The organism is Limnohabitans sp. TEGF005 (genome assembly GCF_055394835.1).
Genome location: NZ_AP029226.1, coordinates 848194 through 862714, shown reverse-complemented (window position 1 = coordinate 862714; position 14521 = coordinate 848194). Strand labels below are relative to the sequence as shown.

The 14521-nt window shown below is 61.4% G+C and carries 17 protein-coding genes; 10 read left to right on the top strand and 7 right to left on the bottom strand.

The features are described from left to right. Positions 1-19 precede the first annotated feature (19 nt). From kdsA to ACZ5RG_RS04075, 6 genes are read left to right on the top strand one after another with little or no spacing between them, the layout of a single operon-like run. Complete coding sequence (kdsA, locus tag ACZ5RG_RS04100) at positions 20-874, top strand: 3-deoxy-8-phosphooctulonate synthase (protein WP_298599255.1); 855 nt, start codon at positions 20-22, stop codon at positions 872-874. After that, positions 871-1158: a DUF1330 domain-containing protein gene (locus ACZ5RG_RS04095; RefSeq protein ID WP_298599252.1), complete on the top strand. Its 288-nt coding sequence runs from the start codon at positions 871-873 to the stop codon at positions 1156-1158. The genes kdsA and ACZ5RG_RS04095 overlap by 4 nt, the downstream gene beginning before the upstream one ends. 51 nt (positions 1159-1209) lie before the next feature. Continuing rightward, a complete protein-coding gene (eno, locus tag ACZ5RG_RS04090; RefSeq protein WP_019428614.1) occupies positions 1210-2496 on the top strand; it encodes a phosphopyruvate hydratase in 1287 nt (428 codons plus the stop codon). A gap of 10 nt (positions 2497-2506) precedes the next feature. Then, the gene (locus ACZ5RG_RS04085) at positions 2507-2782 is read left to right on the top strand and encodes a septum formation initiator family protein (protein WP_298599111.1); all 276 of its coding nucleotides are present in this window, start codon (positions 2507-2509) and stop codon (positions 2780-2782) included. Continuing rightward, positions 2779-3351: a nicotinamide riboside transporter PnuC gene (pnuC, locus tag ACZ5RG_RS04080; RefSeq protein ID WP_298599108.1), complete on the top strand. Its 573-nt coding sequence runs from the start codon at positions 2779-2781 to the stop codon at positions 3349-3351. Before ACZ5RG_RS04085 ends, pnuC begins: the two co-directional genes overlap by 4 nt. Continuing rightward, positions 3348-4016 carry an AAA family ATPase gene (locus ACZ5RG_RS04075; protein ID WP_464447846.1) on the top strand — a complete coding sequence of 223 codons (669 nt, stop codon included), beginning with the start codon at positions 3348-3350 and terminating at the stop codon, positions 4014-4016. The genes pnuC and ACZ5RG_RS04075 overlap by 4 nt, the downstream gene beginning before the upstream one ends. Positions 4017-4171: 155 nt before the next feature. Here ACZ5RG_RS04075 and hslO read toward each other — a convergent pair whose 3' ends face one another. Next, positions 4172-5158 carry an Hsp33 family molecular chaperone HslO gene (gene hslO / locus ACZ5RG_RS04070; protein WP_298599102.1) on the bottom strand — a complete coding sequence of 329 codons (987 nt, stop codon included), beginning with the start codon at positions 5156-5158 and terminating at the stop codon, positions 4172-4174. A 68-nt stretch (positions 5159-5226) separates the two neighbouring features. After that, positions 5227-5751, bottom strand: a complete 525-nt coding sequence (locus tag ACZ5RG_RS04065; protein WP_298599098.1) for a gamma carbonic anhydrase family protein — start codon at positions 5749-5751, stop codon at positions 5227-5229. A gap of 85 nt (positions 5752-5836) precedes the next feature. On the opposite strand from ACZ5RG_RS04065, the gene ACZ5RG_RS04060 reads away from it, so the two are divergent. Further along, positions 5837-6613: a ferritin-like domain-containing protein gene (locus tag ACZ5RG_RS04060; RefSeq protein WP_298599095.1), complete on the top strand. Its 777-nt coding sequence runs from the start codon at positions 5837-5839 to the stop codon at positions 6611-6613. A 12-nt stretch (positions 6614-6625) separates the two neighbouring features. Here ACZ5RG_RS04060 and xerD read toward each other — a convergent pair whose 3' ends face one another. After that, a complete protein-coding gene (gene xerD / locus ACZ5RG_RS04055) occupies positions 6626-7534 on the bottom strand; it encodes a site-specific tyrosine recombinase XerD (protein ID WP_464447845.1) in 909 nt (302 codons plus the stop codon). Beyond that, positions 7534-8508 carry a tripartite tricarboxylate transporter substrate binding protein BugE gene (locus tag ACZ5RG_RS04050; RefSeq protein WP_315135794.1) on the bottom strand — a complete coding sequence of 325 codons (975 nt, stop codon included), beginning with the start codon at positions 8506-8508 and terminating at the stop codon, positions 7534-7536. Before ACZ5RG_RS04050 ends, xerD begins: the two co-directional genes overlap by 1 nt. Positions 8509-8654: 146 nt before the next feature. Here ACZ5RG_RS04050 and ACZ5RG_RS04045 point away from each other — a divergent pair, with 146 nt between their 5' ends. Further along, positions 8655-9560, top strand: a complete 906-nt coding sequence (locus ACZ5RG_RS04045; protein WP_312260404.1) for an AEC family transporter — start codon at positions 8655-8657, stop codon at positions 9558-9560. Here the strand turns inward: ACZ5RG_RS04045 and queG are convergent. Then, positions 9482-10606, bottom strand: coding sequence for a tRNA epoxyqueuosine(34) reductase QueG (queG, locus tag ACZ5RG_RS04040; RefSeq protein WP_298600318.1), 1125 nt, complete (start codon positions 10604-10606; stop codon positions 9482-9484). The genes ACZ5RG_RS04045 and queG overlap by 79 nt on opposite strands. A gap of 84 nt (positions 10607-10690) precedes the next feature. Here queG and tsaE point away from each other — a divergent pair, with 84 nt between their 5' ends. Next, positions 10691-11212 (top strand): tRNA (adenosine(37)-N6)-threonylcarbamoyltransferase complex ATPase subunit type 1 TsaE, encoded by a 522-nt coding sequence (gene tsaE / locus ACZ5RG_RS04035; protein WP_464447844.1) that lies wholly within the window; start codon positions 10691-10693, stop codon positions 11210-11212. Further along, positions 11202-12623: an N-acetylmuramoyl-L-alanine amidase gene (locus tag ACZ5RG_RS04030; protein ID WP_464447843.1), complete on the top strand. Its 1422-nt coding sequence runs from the start codon at positions 11202-11204 to the stop codon at positions 12621-12623. Before tsaE ends, ACZ5RG_RS04030 begins: the two co-directional genes overlap by 11 nt. On the opposite strand, the gene ACZ5RG_RS04025 is transcribed toward ACZ5RG_RS04030, so the two are convergent. Together ACZ5RG_RS04025 and ACZ5RG_RS04020 are read right to left on the bottom strand one after the other, a co-directional pair. Next, positions 12620-13285, bottom strand: coding sequence for a transaldolase family protein (locus ACZ5RG_RS04025; protein WP_298600303.1), 666 nt, complete (start codon positions 13283-13285; stop codon positions 12620-12622). The two genes, ACZ5RG_RS04030 and ACZ5RG_RS04025, sit on opposite strands and share 4 nt — an antisense overlap. Continuing rightward, positions 13282-14505 carry an ROK family transcriptional regulator gene (locus ACZ5RG_RS04020; RefSeq protein WP_464447842.1) on the bottom strand — a complete coding sequence of 408 codons (1224 nt, stop codon included), beginning with the start codon at positions 14503-14505 and terminating at the stop codon, positions 13282-13284. The genes ACZ5RG_RS04025 and ACZ5RG_RS04020 overlap by 4 nt, the downstream gene beginning before the upstream one ends. Positions 14506-14521: the final 16 nt, after the last annotated feature.

Sequence of the window (14521 nt, the reverse complement as noted above, 5' to 3'; positions counted from 1 at the left end):
CAACGGACAGGACACCCCCATGAAACTTTGCGGATTTGACGTTGGCCTGAACCAACCCTTCTTCCTGATCGCGGGCACCTGCTCCATTGAGGGGCTTCAGATGTCACTGGAAGTGGCTGGTCAGCTGAAAGAAATCTGCACAGCGCTGGGCATCCCGCTGATCTACAAAGGCTCATTCGACAAAGCCAACCGCTCATCGGGCAGCACGCAGCGCGGCGTGGGCATCGATGCGGGCCTGAAAATCCTGGACGAAGTGCGACGCCAGATCGGCGTGCCCATCCTCACCGATGTACACGACGAATCGCAGGTCAAGACCGTGGCCAGCGTGGTGGACGTGCTCCAGACCCCGGCCTTTTTGTGCCGCCAAACCGATTTCATCCGGGCCGTGGCCCAGTCGGGTAAGCCCGTCAACATCAAGAAGGGCCAATTTTTGGCCCCTTGGGACATGAAAAACGTCATCGACAAGGCCCGCAGCGCAGCCCGTGAAGCAGGCTTGCCAGAAGACAATTTTTTGGCGTGCGAGCGCGGTGTGAGCTTTGGCTACAACAACCTGGTGGCCGACATGACCAGCTTGGCCGAAATGCGCAAAACCGGCGCTCCGGTGGTGTTTGACGTGACCCACTCGGTACAAAAGCCGGGCGGCCAAGGCACCAGCAGCGGCGGCGCCCGCGAGATGGTGCCGGTGCTGGCCCGCGCAGGCGTGGCCGCAGGGGTGGCGGGCCTCTTCATGGAAACCCATCCCAAACCTGCTGACGCTTGGTCCGATGGCCCGAATGCTGTGCCGCTGGGCAAGATGAAGGCCCTGCTGGAGACCTTGGTGCAGCTCGATTCCGTCACCAAAAAGAACCCGTTTTTAGAGGACGATTTCGCATGAGCGGCTATATCATCGCCCACGTTCAGGTGACCAACACTGTTCAATACGAAGAGTACAAAAAGTGGTCTACCGCGGCCATGAAAACCGCAGGCGCCGAAGTGTGCGTGCGCGGTGGTCAGGTGCAAGTGCTCGAAGGCGACTGGACACCCGAACGGATTGTGATTTTGAAGTTTCCTTCATTCGAAGCCGCCAAAGCGTTTTACGAATTGCCCGAATACCTGAAAGCCCGTGAAGCCCGCGCTGGTGCCGCCGTCATGCGCATGGTGGCCGTTGAAGGCCTTTGACCCGTTTTGCTTTTAAAACCCGTTTTATTTTTCAATTGAGAGAGTTCAAAAATGAGTGCAATCGTTGATATCGTCGGACGTGAAATCCTCGACAGCCGTGGTAACCCCACTGTCGAATGCGATGTGCTGCTGGAGTCTGGTGTCATGGGCCGCGCTGCTGTGCCGTCCGGCGCATCCACGGGCAGCCGCGAAGCCATCGAACTGCGTGACGGCGACAAAAGCCGTTATCTGGGCAAAGGCGTGTTGAAAGCCGTTGAGCACATCAACACCGAAATCTCCGAAGCCGTGCTGGGCCTCGATGCCTCCGAGCAAGCCTTTTTGGACCGCACACTGATCGACCTGGACGGCACCGACAACAAGAGCCGTCTGGGTGCCAACGCCATGTTGGCCGTGTCCATGGCCGTGGCCCGCGCCGCCGCCGAAGAGTCCGGCCTGCCCTTGTACCGCTACTTTGGCGGCATGAATGGCAACCAGTTGCCCGTGCCCATGATGAACGTCATCAACGGCGGCGCGCACGCCAACAACAACCTGGACTTGCAAGAGTTCATGATCATCCCCGTGGGCGCACCGTCGTTCCGCGAAGCCGTGCGCTGGGGTGCCGAAGTGTTCCACGCCCTGAAGAAAATCATCCACGACAAGGGCATGAGCATTGCCGTGGGCGACGAAGGCGGTTTTGCCCCCAACGTCGACAGCCACGAAGCGGCGATCCAAATGGTGCTCGATGCCATTGCTGCAGCGGGTTACACCGCCGGCGAGCAAATTGCCATTGGCCTCGATTGCGCGGCCAGCGAGTTTTACAAAGACGGCAAGTACGTGCTGGCCGGTGAAGGCGGCATCAGCTTGACGTCTGAGCAATGGACCGACATGTTGGCCACCTGGTGCGACAAGTACCCCATCATCAGCATCGAAGACGGCATGGCCGAAAACGACTGGGACGGCTGGAAAGTGCTGACCGACCGCTTGGCCAAGAACGTGCAAATCGTGGGTGACGACCTGTTTGTGACCAACACCAAGATCTTCAAAGAAGGCATCGACAAAGGCATCGCCAACTCGATCCTGATCAAGATCAACCAGATCGGCACCCTGACTGAAACCTTCGAAGCCATCGAAATGGCCAAGCGTGCGGGTTACACCGCCGTCATCTCGCACCGCTCTGGCGAGACCGAAGACAGCACCATCGCCGACATTGCCGTGGGCCTGAATGCCGGTCAGATCAAGACCGGCTCGATGAGCCGTTCGGACCGCATGGCCAAGTACAACCAGTTGCTGCGCATCGAAGAAGACTTGGGCGAAGTCGCGGTGTATCCAGGCCGCAGCGCGTTTTACAACCTGCGCTAAATAGCCAACCATGGGCAACCGCCTCGTTCCGATCGTGCTGATTGCCTTGCTGGCGATCGTGCAGGCCCAACTTTGGTTGGGTCGGGGCGGTGTGCCCACTGTGGCAGAGCTGGAGCGAGAGCTGCAGCAACAAAAAGTCGCCAACGAAGAGGCCAGTCGCAAAATCGAGCAACTCAGCGCCGAGGTCAACGACCTCAAGGAAGGGCTGAACATGGTCGAAGAGCGGGCTCGGCATGAACTGGGCATGGTCAAGCCCAACGAAATTTACGTACAGGTTGCCAAATGATGTCGCCCATCGAGATTGCAGGCTTTGTCTTGTCCCTGGCCATGGTGGTCTGCAGCATCAAAGAGCTGCACTGGAGCTGGCCCTTGGCCATCATCAGCTCCATCCTTTACTTTTTTGTGTTCAAAGACAGCTTGCTGTATGGAGAGGCCGGCTTGCAAATCGTGTTTGCCGCACTGGCGCTCTGGGGCTGGTGGCAGTGGCTGCGCAAGGGCGATGACGCGCAACCGGCACTGGTTATCCAGCGATTGTCCGGGCGTGGCTGGATCGGGGTGTTGCTGACCAGTGCGGCACTTTGGCCGGCACTGGCTCTGGCGCTCCAGCACTTCACTGACAGCGATGTGGCCTGGTGGGACGCCTTGCCCACCGCCCTCAGTTTGGTCGGTCAAGCCCTGCTGGGTCGCAAATACATCGAAAACTGGCTTATCTGGCTGGTGGTCAACACCATCAGCGTGGCTTTGTTTGCCTACAAAGGCCTGTGGTTGACCTGTGTGCTCTATGCCCTGTTCGCGGCCATGAGCGTCTGGGGCTGGCGCGTCTGGCTGAAAAGCCTGCAGCACAAGGACGCATGAGGCGCGTCCAGCGCATCGCCCTGTTGGGGGCCGAGAGCACCGGCAAGTCATGGTTGGCGAAGGCTTTGGCGGATGTGATCCAAATGCGTGGACATGCCGTCAGCACCATCGACGAAGTGCTGCGCGAATGGTGCGAACGCGAAGGGCGCACCCCACAGCCCCATGAACAAATGGGCATCGCACTAGCGCAAGCCCGGGCCGTAGAGCAAGTCACGCAGGGCTGGGTGATTTCAGACACCACCCCGATCATGACGGCGGTTTACAGCGACATGCTGTTTAACGACAAAAGTCTTTACCCCATGGCCCTGGCCCACCAAGCTCTGTTCGACACCACCTTGATCACCGGCCTCGATTTGCCTTGGGTGGCTGATGGTTTGCAACGCGATGGCCCCCATGTGCGCGGCCCCGTCGACACCTTGATCAGGCAAGCCCTGGAACAGGCAGGCATCGCTTATCAGGTGGTCTATGGGCAAGGGCAACAGCGTCTGAACAATGCGTTGCTGGCCTTGGGCATGCCCGGTGAAGACCCTGAGGCAAGGGTCCTGCGCGAACAGTCCCAATTTGCCATCAACCAAGGCCGCACGGTGTGGCAATGCAACGAATGCAGCGACCCGGATTGCGAGCACAAGTTGTTCACCGGGCTGCTGGCCAAGCGCCAAGACTGAGGCCCATCACGGTGCAAGCCGAGGCCATTTCAGGGGCAATAGCTCAGCCCTGCGCCCCGGCGCAGGCTGGGCGTTCGCGATGCTCGCTAGCTGCACAGACCTCGCGTGAGCGAGCGCAGCGATGGGGCACCGACAAGGGCGCTGCGCCGTTGCGCTCAGTGCACCGAGCCGCCCGATGAATCAGCCGGCAAACCCGTGAACAGCCCAGCGGCGTCCACCGGGTCAAAACGGTACTGTGCACCGCAAAAATCACAGCCCACTTCCACCTGCCCTTGCTCGGCAATGATGCCCTCGACCTCTTCGGTGCCCAAGCTGCGGATCATGTTGCCCACGCGTTCACGGTTGCAGCGGCAGGCAAAGCGCGGGCCGGTCTCGCCGATGAAGGGTTCAAACCGGGCCAACGGCTCTTCCCAATACAAACGGTGCAAGATGGTTTCGGCATCCAGGCCCAGCAGTTCTTCGCGCTTGAGGCTCTTGGTCAAGATCGAGATGCGGCTGAAGTCCTCGCTTTGGCCCAACACCGACTCGCGCATGAGCGAATCCACCTGTCCGGCCAAATTGCCCTCGCCCTCTATGGGCAAACGCTGAATCAGCAAGCCTGCGGCGACTTTGTCGTCGGCGGCCAGCACCAGCACCGTGTCCAATTGCTCAGACTGCAGCATGTAGTGCTCCAGCACCTCGCTGATGTTTTCGAGTTTCTCGCCCCGGTCACCAAAGAGCGGCACCACGCCCTGATAGGGTTGTTGGCCCGGCAAACGGTCCAGCGGGTCCAGCGTGATCGCGCAGCGGCCTTCGTTGTTGACGTTGACCATCTGGCTCAAGGTGGCGCTGTCGGCCACATCGCCCACTTGGGTGCAGGTGGCACGCAGGCTCAAATCAGGCTGCACCTCCACCACGCCCAACTTGACCGGGCCGTCACCGAAAATTTGCAACACCAATGCGCCGTTGAACTTGATGTTGCCCTGCATCAGCACGCCCGCAGCGGCCATCTCACCCAGCAACTGACGCACAGGCGCAGGATAGGCCCCCGTCTCGGAATTGGCGGCGCGACGCGCCAAGATGTCTTGCCAGGCATCGGTCAGGCGCACCAACATGCCGCGAACGGGCAGGCCTTCAAAAATGAATTTATGGAGTTCAGACAAAGTTCAATCAACGGCCGCGTGGGGCCGATCCTCAAAAGTTAAACAAGGGAATTCGGTGCGCCAAAATATCAAGCGATTTTTTTCAAACCTGCCTTGAAGCGACGCGCATTGTCCACGTAATGACGGGCACTTTGGCGCAGACCTTCGATCTGTTCAGGGCTCAATTCACGCACCACCTTCGCGGGCGTGCCCATGATCATCGAGCCATCGGGAAACTCTTTGCCCTCGGTCACCAAGGAGCCTGCACCCACCAGGCAGTTTTTGCCAATCTTGGCGCCGTTGAGCACCACCGCGCCAATGCCGATGAGCGACTCGTCGCCAATGGTGCAGCCGTGCAACATGACCATGTGGCCCACCGTGACATGCTTGCCCACCGTCAGTGGTTTGCCATGGTCTGCGTGCATCACGCTGCCGTCCTGGATGTTGCTGCCCTCACCGATGGTGATGGTTTCGGTGTCACCCCGCACGGTCACGCCAAACCAGACACTGGCATCGGCTGCGATCGTGACCGCGCCCATGACCTGCGCGTTGTCGGCCACCCAGGCGGAATCGGCCACATCGGGGGTGTGGGCGTCGAGTTGGTAAATGGCCATCAAGGTCTCCTGTCGGGCTGAATGTCTGAAAACCTACAATTGTAGGGATGCCCACGGCGGACCGTGGCACCTGATCGAGATGACCATGCACTGTTTGCGCACCGCTGCCCTGGGGCCTTGGGCTGAGACCGACCCCGTGTTGAAGGCCCAAGCCACTTTGGCGCTGGACCTGCGCCTGCCCGTGAACCCTGACCAAACCCTGCAAGCGCCCAGTGCGGGCCCCGGCCGATCGGCCAAACCCGCTTTGGTGCCGCACACCCAGCTCAAAGCCAAATCGATGGCCACGCCCGAAGGTCGGGCCATGCTGGTGCACTCGATTGCCCACATTGAACTGAACGCGATTGACTTGGCACTCGATGTGGTCTGGCGCTTTGCGGGCATGCCCGAGGCGTTTTACACCGACTGGGTGCGCATTGCCCAAGAAGAAGCCAAGCATTTCACCTTGCTGCGCGAACACCTGTTGGGCTTGGGCTTTGACTATGGCGACTTCCCGGCCCACAACACGTTGTGGGACATGGCCGAGCGAACCCAAGGCGATTTGCTCGCACGCATCGGCATCGTGCCGCGCACCATGGAAGCCCGCGGCCTGGACGCCTCACCGGGCGTCAAAAACAAGCTGGTCAGCGTGGGCGATCACCGTGCGGGCGAGATTTTGGACATCATCTTGGCCGAAGAAATCGGCCATGTGGCCGCTGGCAACCGCTGGTACCGTTATCTTTGTGGGCTGCGTGGCTTGGACCCCGTGAGCACCTACGCCGCGTTGATCGCGCAATACGATGCGCCCAAACTGCGCCCGCCTTTCAACATGGCAGCACGCCGACTGGCGGGTTTTGAAGAGGCCGAGTTGGCGGCGCTGAGCTGAGCTCAGTTCGCCTCATCCCCTGGGGTGGTGCTGGGCGTGCAGCGTCTTGAGGCGCTCGCGTGCCACATGGGTGTAAATGGTGGTGGTCGAAATATCGGCATGTCCCAGCAGCATCTGCACCGCCCGCAAATCGGCCCCGTGGTTGAGCAAATGGGTGGCAAACGCGTGGCGCAGTGTGTGGGGCGACAGTGGCGCGGTGATGCCCGCCTCGATGGCATAGCGCTTGACCAAACTCCAAAACATGACACGCGACATGCCTGTGCCGGGTTTGGGGCCACTGCTGGTGACAAACAGGTCTTCGGTCTGGCGCTGCCCCAGCAAGGCGGGCCTGGCTTGGGCCATGTAGCGCTGCAGCCACTCACGGGCCTCTTCACCAAAGGGCACCAAACGCTCTTTGCTGCCCTTGCCCATGATGCGAAGTACCCCTTCGTTGAGGGAAACATGCAGGGTTTTGAGGCTCACCAACTCGGTGACCCGCAAACCGCTGGCGTACATCAGCTCCAACATGGCGCGATCGCGCAAACCCAGCTCGGTGCCCACATCGGGTGCACGCAACAAGGCATCGACTTGCGCTTCGCCCAGGGTTTTGGGCACCCGCAAGGCCTGTTTGGCCGCGAGCATGCGCAGCGTCGGGTCGGCTTGCACCAAGCGCTCGCGCAAGGCCCAGCGAAAAAACCGCTTGAACACCGTGAGCCTGCGGTTGGCCGATGTGGCCTTGGTCTCGTCATGCCGCTCGGCAAAAAAAGACTGCAAGTGGTGTTCTTGGGTCGCCTCGAGCACCAGCCTGTGCGTCACAAACAGCCAAGTGGCGAAGTGCAACAAGTCAAGACGGTAGGCTGCCAAGGTGTTGGCAGCCAGCCCGTCTTCCAGCCAGAGGGCCTCGACAAAGCGGTCGACAGTCGTCTGGCTGGCCTCATGCATCAGTCGAGCTTGAGGTTTTGCTGGTCGACCACCTTTTTGTAAACCTCGAACTCGGCCTTGATTTGGACGGCGAACTCTTCAGGTGTGTTGGCCACCACCAAAGAGCCCGTGTCTTGAATGCGCTTGGTCACAGCCGGGTCTTGCAGGGCTTTTTTCACACCGTTGCTGATCTTATCGACCACGTCTTTGGGCAAGTTCTTGGGGCCCAGAATGCCGTAATAAGCCATGCGGTTGACGGGCTCCAGGCCCACTTCCTTGAAAGTCGGCACATTGGGCAGTTGCGGCAGGCGTTGGGGTGCGGCCACCACAATCGCGACCAGCTTGCCCGACTGGATGAAAGGCAAGGCCGAAGGCATGTTGTCAAAAATGATGGGCACCTGACCGGCTACCGTGTCGTTCAGGGCGGGGCCTGCGCCACGGTAAGGAATGTGGGTGATGAACACGCCCGCCAAGCTCTTCCACAGTTCGGTTTGCAGGTGGCCAATGCCGCCAGTGCCCGATGAGGCATAAGAGTATTTGCCCGGGTTTTTCTTCAACTCGGCGATAAAGCCTTTGTAATCTTTGGCCGGGAAGCTCGGGTGCACCGCAATCACATTGGGGGTGGCCGCGATGTTGATGATGGGGGTGAAATCGGTGATGGGGTTGTACGGAATTTTGGGGTTGATGGCCGGATTGGCCGCTGTCGTGGACACCGTGGCCATGCCCAAGTTGTAGCCATCGGGGGCCGCACGCATGGTTTCAGTGGCACCGACCACACCGCCGCCGCCGGCCTTGTTCTCGACAATCACACTCTGGCCCAGCGCCTTGCCCAAAGGCTCGGAGATGACACGCGCCACGATGTCCGTGGTGCCACCGGGTGCAAAAGGCACTTGCAATTTGATCACCTTGTTGGGGTAAGCCTGCGCCCACACCGAACCACTGGCCAACACGGTGGCAGCCAAACCGGCCACAGAAACCCAATCGCGACGCTTCATTCGATAACTCCTTAAAAGAACACACATGATAGGCAAAAAATGCAGGCCCCCGCGAGGGGGGAAACCCATAAACCCGTGAGAAAAACATGCGCCTCAGGTGACAAGTTCACGCCTGAGCGCTTACGAGGGTCGGTTATCCTAGCCGTGTGAACTTTGCCCAACTGCTCTTCCCCGATTTTTCCCTGATTTTGTGCGGCTATCTGATTTGCCGCTTCACCGCGCTGAACCGCCCCGTTTGGCAACAGGTTGAGACTCTGGTTTATTTCTTTCTTTTTCCGGTGTTGCTGTTTCACTCGATTGTAAAAAGCCCACTCGACCTGAATGCAGCGTCCAGCCTGATCGGAGCAGGCCTGAGCTTGGGGGTTTGCGCCATTGCCCTGTCTTACAGCCTGCCCTATTGGCCCATTCTGGGCAAACGGCTGGACCGACGCGACCACGCGGCCAGCGCCCAAGTGGGCTTTCGCTTCAATTCTTTCATCGCCTTGGCGCTGGCCGAACGACTGGCAGGCCCAGAAGGCTTGCTGATGATTTCGGTGTTGATCGGCGTGTGCGTTCCGCTGTTCAACATCGGCGCGGTCTGGCCCATGGCACGGCATGCCAACACCGGTTTTTTGCGCGAACTGGTGCGCAACCCGCTGATCATTGCCACCGGCTCTGGCCTGATCGCCAATTTGCTGGGGTTTCGCATTCCGCTTTGGCTGGACCCTAGCGTGAGCCGCATCGGGGCCGCATCTTTGGCCTTGGGTTTGATGGCGGCGGGCGCGGGCATGCAACTGGGCACCCTGCGCCAAGGCAAGCTGCTGGGCATGAGCGTCTTGATGGTCAAGCACCTGTTGCTGCCCTTGATCGCGTTGGGCATGGCCCACCTGTTTCAGCTCAACCCCGTACAAACCACCGCGTTGCTGGCGTTTTCTGCTTTGCCCACGGCATCCACTTGCTACGTGCTGGCTGCCCGCATGGGCTACAACGGCCCCTATGTGGCGGGCCTGGTCACGCTGTCAACCTTGTCAGGAATGTGGAGCCTGCCGTTTGCACTGGGCGTGCTGCGCTGATTGGCCAGCGACCAAGCCACCTGTTCTTGCACCACCGGATCAGGGTGTGCGGCATGCGCCGTCAGCCCCTGCTGCAAGGCTTGACGCTCTGACGCGGTGATGACTTCGGACGCCAACGCATTCCCCGCCGCCAATGCCAGATTGCGCAGCCAGCGGGCATGGCCAATGCGGCGGATGGCGCTGCCTTCGGTGCGGCGCAAAAATTCAGTTTCTGTCCAGGCCATCAACTGCACGATGCTGCCAGCCCCCAAACCTTCGCGGGCCTGCCAATCGGGCAATGGGCTGACTTGCGCGAACTTGTTCCACGGGCACGCCAGCTGGCAGTCGTCGCAGCCATAAATGCGGTTGCCAATCAGCGGGCGCAAGTCCTCGTCAATCGGCCCCGCGTGTTCGATCGTCAAATACGAAATGCAGCGCCGCGCATCCAGCCGGTAGGGGCCCACAATGGCCTGTGTCGGGCACACGTCCATGCAGGCGGTGCACTGACCACAATGCGCCGACACGGGGGGTGTTTCGGGCAAGGCAAAGTCCACAAACAATTCGCCCAGAAAAAACATCGACCCGGCTTCGCGACTCAGCACCAGCGTGTGTTTGCCGCGCCAGCCCAGCCCGCTGCGGGTGGCCAGTTCGGCCTCCATCACCGGAGCAGAGTCGGTGAACACGCGGTGCCCAAACGGGCCGATGGCTTGCGCGATGCGCTCTTGCAGTTTTTGCAACCGGCTGCGCAAGACCTTGTGATAGTCACGCCCCCGGGCATACACCGACACCACCGCCTCATCTGGCTGCAAGCTGCGGGCGGTTTCGCGGGCCAGCCAGTCGGGCGGCGTGTCCGATGGCAAATAATCCATGCGCGCTGTAATGACACTCACCGTGCCCGGCTGCAGCTCGGCTGGGCGGGCGCGCTTCATGCCGTGACTGGCCATATAGCCCATGCTGCCGTGAAACCCAGCGGCCAGCCAGGCCTGCAATCCGGGCTCGGCCGAGGTCAAATCGATGCCCGTCACGCCAATTTGGGACAATCCGAGTTCACGCGCCCAGATCTGGATCTGGGGCCACAGTTCAAGAAGGTCGATTTGAGTACGTTGAGCAGTCACCCACCGATTGTAGGAAGCCCCGCTACAACCCCGCCCTTGGCCCTGGTTTGGGAGGGCGTGTGGGCCGACGAATCCGCCACACAAGCCTTTGCCACGCAGCTGGCCCAGGCCCTGACCACTTGGCCGGGCGGACGCGATGCCCGCATCGAGCTGCGCGGCAATCTGGGGGCGGGCAAAACCACGCTGGTGCGCCACCTGCTGCGCGCCGCCGGGGTGCAAGGCCGCATCAAAAGCCCAACCTATGCGGTGGTCGAGCCACACCATGCGGGCTCGGGCGACAGTGCTTGGCCCATCTGGCATTTTGATTTTTACCGCTTCAACGACCCACAAGAGTGGGAAGACGCGGGTTTTCGCGACATCTTTGCCGGGCCGGGACTCAAGCTCATGGAATGGCCAGACAAGGTGGCGGGCCAACTGCCACCGCCCGACTGGGTGATTGCGCTGGACGCACTCGACGAGGAACAACGCGGCGTGCACATCAGCGCAGGCACCCCGCGAGGCCAACACTGGCTGCAAGCGTGGCTGGCCACACCTGCGGGGGCAGAGCATGCGCGCTGATCGCCGACGCCTGATACAGGCCGGATTTTGCGTGCTGAGCCTGGGCGCGGCACAACTGGCACGCGGCGCCAACATGCTGGCCGTGCGTGTTTGGCCCGCACCCGATTACAGCCGGGTCACGCTCGAATCGGACACCCCGCTCAAAACCACGCAAACCTTCATCGCTTCCCCACCCCGGCTGGCCGTGGACATTGAAGGCCTGCAACTGAACGCCGCTTTGCGCGAACTGGTCGGCAAGGTGCAAGCCTCTGACCCCAACATTGCGGGCATCCGTGTGGGCCAATACAGCGCCGAGGTGGTGCGCTTGGTGATTGACCTGAAACACCCCATCGCGCCGCAGGTCTTCAGCCTTCCGCCTGTAGCGGCCTATGCCCACAGGCTGGTGCTCGACCTTCACCCCATCCAGACCATTGACCCCCTTGAGCAGTTGATTCAGGAACGGGCCTCGGCCAAGACCACGCTGCCTGCACCGGCCCTGCCCAGCGCAGCCCCTGTGAACGACCCCTTGGGCGAGTTGATCGCACGCCAAACCCGTGCAGGCTCTGCCATCGGTGCACCCAGTCTGCCCTCGCCTTCTGTAACGCCCCCTGCCGCCCTGTCCACCCGCCGCCAAGACTTGACGCCCCCGGCAGGCCCGTACATCGACAGCCAGGACCACCCGCCACGCGCCGTGTCCAACAACAAGGCCGACCGATTGATCGTGATCGCGCTGGACCCGGGCCACGGCGGCGAAGACCCTGGCGCGATTGGCCCTGGTGGCACACGCGAAAAAGATGTGGTGCTCAAAATCGCCAAAATGCTGCGCGACCGCATCAACGCCAGCAGCGTCAATGGCAACCCCATGCGGGCCTACCTGACACGCGATGCTGACTTTTTTGTGCCCCTTCATGTGCGGGTACAAAAAGCCCGGCGCGTACAGGCAGACCTGTTTGTCAGCATCCATGCCGATGCGTTTTTCACGCCACAGGCCAGCGGTGCCAGCGTGTTTGCGCTCAGTCAAGGCGCGGCCTCCAGCAGTGCAGCACGCTGGATGGCGCAAAAAGAAAACAAGGCCGACTTGATCGGCGGCATCAATCTGGGCAGTCAGGATGCCCAGGTGCAACGCGCCATGCTCGACATGAGCACGGCAGCGCAAATCAAGGACAGCCTGATGTTGGGCGGTAGCTTGTTGCGCGAGATCGGCGGCGTGGGTCGCCTGCACAAACCCCGGGTGGAACAAGCGGGGTTTGCGGTCCTCAAAGCCCCCGATATTCCCAGCGTGCTGGTCGAGACCGCCTTCATCAGCAACCCGGCAGAAGAAGACAAGTTGCGCAGCGACGTTTATCAGCAGCAACTCACCGATGCTTTGATGCGCGGCATCCTGCAATACTTTTCGCGCAACCCGCCGCTGGCGCGCAACCGAAGCCTTTAAGGCTTTTGGCTCGTCGCCACATCCCGGTCAAACTGCGCCATCGCCGTGAGAGTGAGCGGGTCGGTGGCCAAGGCGGCGGCAAACTCGGGGCGCACCGTGACGGCATGGGCACCGGCTGCGATCAGCCGAGAGAGCACATCGGCCGATTTGATGCTGGCGGCCAGCAGTTGCAAGCCATCGGCCTGCACCGCCACACAGGCTTCGATCAGCGACCACACATCGCGCCCGTCGGCCTGCAAGCGCCCCACATACGGCGCCACATGGTTGGCCCCTTGGGCACGCGCCCACAGCAGCTGCACGGGGTTGGACAAACCCGTCAGCAAAGTGGGCACGCCCCAAGCCTGCACTTCGCGCAAGACCGGCTGCCAGTCTGGGTGACAAGGCAGCTTGATGGTCAGGCGCACACGGGCCTGCACGGCGGCGGGCAGCAGCACCTCGAGCCATTGCGCGGCCTCGCCCACATCGGCTCGGGGCAATTGCAGCATCAACTCGGGCATGCGGGCCTCGCCCGCCTGCGCCACCAGCTGCAGATAGCCAGGCAAGCTGACCGGCAAGCCCGCTTGCATCACCAGCGTGGGGTTGGTGGTCACGCCCTGCACCGGTGGGCAACCCGCAGGCAAGGCCCATTGGCGGGCGTCGGCGGAGTCGAGGTAAAACTTCATGCGGCGTCCTGTTTCAAGAAGATGTCTTTGTCAGGGAAAAACTGGCTGTGCAGCGGCAGCAATGCACCGCCCAAGGCACGGGCGTGCGGGCCCACCTGCCCGGCCAGCAACTGGGGCTGGTGAATGCCGTCAAAGCGGTACTGGGCCAGCGCGTCTTGTGTGGCGCTCATCAGGGCGGTCATGAGCGGTGCGCCCAGCGAGCCATCCATCACCACTGCATCCAGATCGAGCAAGGCCGCCGAGCTGGCCACCGTCATGGCCAGCGCTTGGCTGGCTTGGGCGATCCAGGGGGCGGTGAACGGGGCATAAGCAGCGTCCATGATGACCGCTTGGTGGATCAGCAAGGGGTCGTGCCCAGCTGCCAGCAGGCTTTGCTCGAGCTGCCAGCCCGAGGCTTTTTGCAGCAACTGTGGCGGCATGCCCAAGCCCTTGGATTCGGACGAGGCCAAGCCCACGGGCAAAGAGCCGATCGCCCCGGCGTTGCCCCGTTCGCCGTTCATGATGTGGCCCGACAGCACCAAGCCGCCACCAATGAAGGTGCCGACAAACACATACAAAAAGCTGCGCACGCTGCGGCCATGGCCTTGCAGCAACTCGGCCACGCAGGCGGCAGTGGTGTCTTTGGCAAACACCACGGGCAGATCGGTCAGGCGCTGCACTTGCTCTGGCAAATCGATGTGCTCCCAACGGGCCAAGGCCTGCGCCGCCTGCCCGCCCAGCAGGTCGGCCCATTTGTGCAAAGACAAGGGCGCCGTCAAACCCACCCCCACGGTGCGGGCCCACAAATCGCCCATGCGCGCTTGCAAAGTCTGCAAGCCTTGCGTCATCGACTGGAACAACTGATCCGGATCGGGATAGTCGTAAAGCACTTCCACTCGCTCGACCGGTTGGCCGGTGAAATCGGCCACCAACAACTCCAGATTGCGTCGCCCCACCTGAATGCCGACACTGAACGCGCCCTGCGGATTGAGCGACAGTGGCACCGAAGGCTGGCCGATTTTGCCGCGCACCCGGTCTTGTTTAACCAACAAACCGTCGTCGAGCAAACGGCCCACGATGATGGCCACCGTCTGGGTTGACAGCTGGGTCAGTCTGGCCAGATCGGCCTTGGGAATGGCACCGTGGTGGCGGATGGCCTGCAGCACGATGCGCTCATTGAACTGACGCATCCCGACGTGGTTGGAACCGCGCATGGCGGAGTTGGGGGATGCGGAGTTCATGCAACGGAGCCGTTCA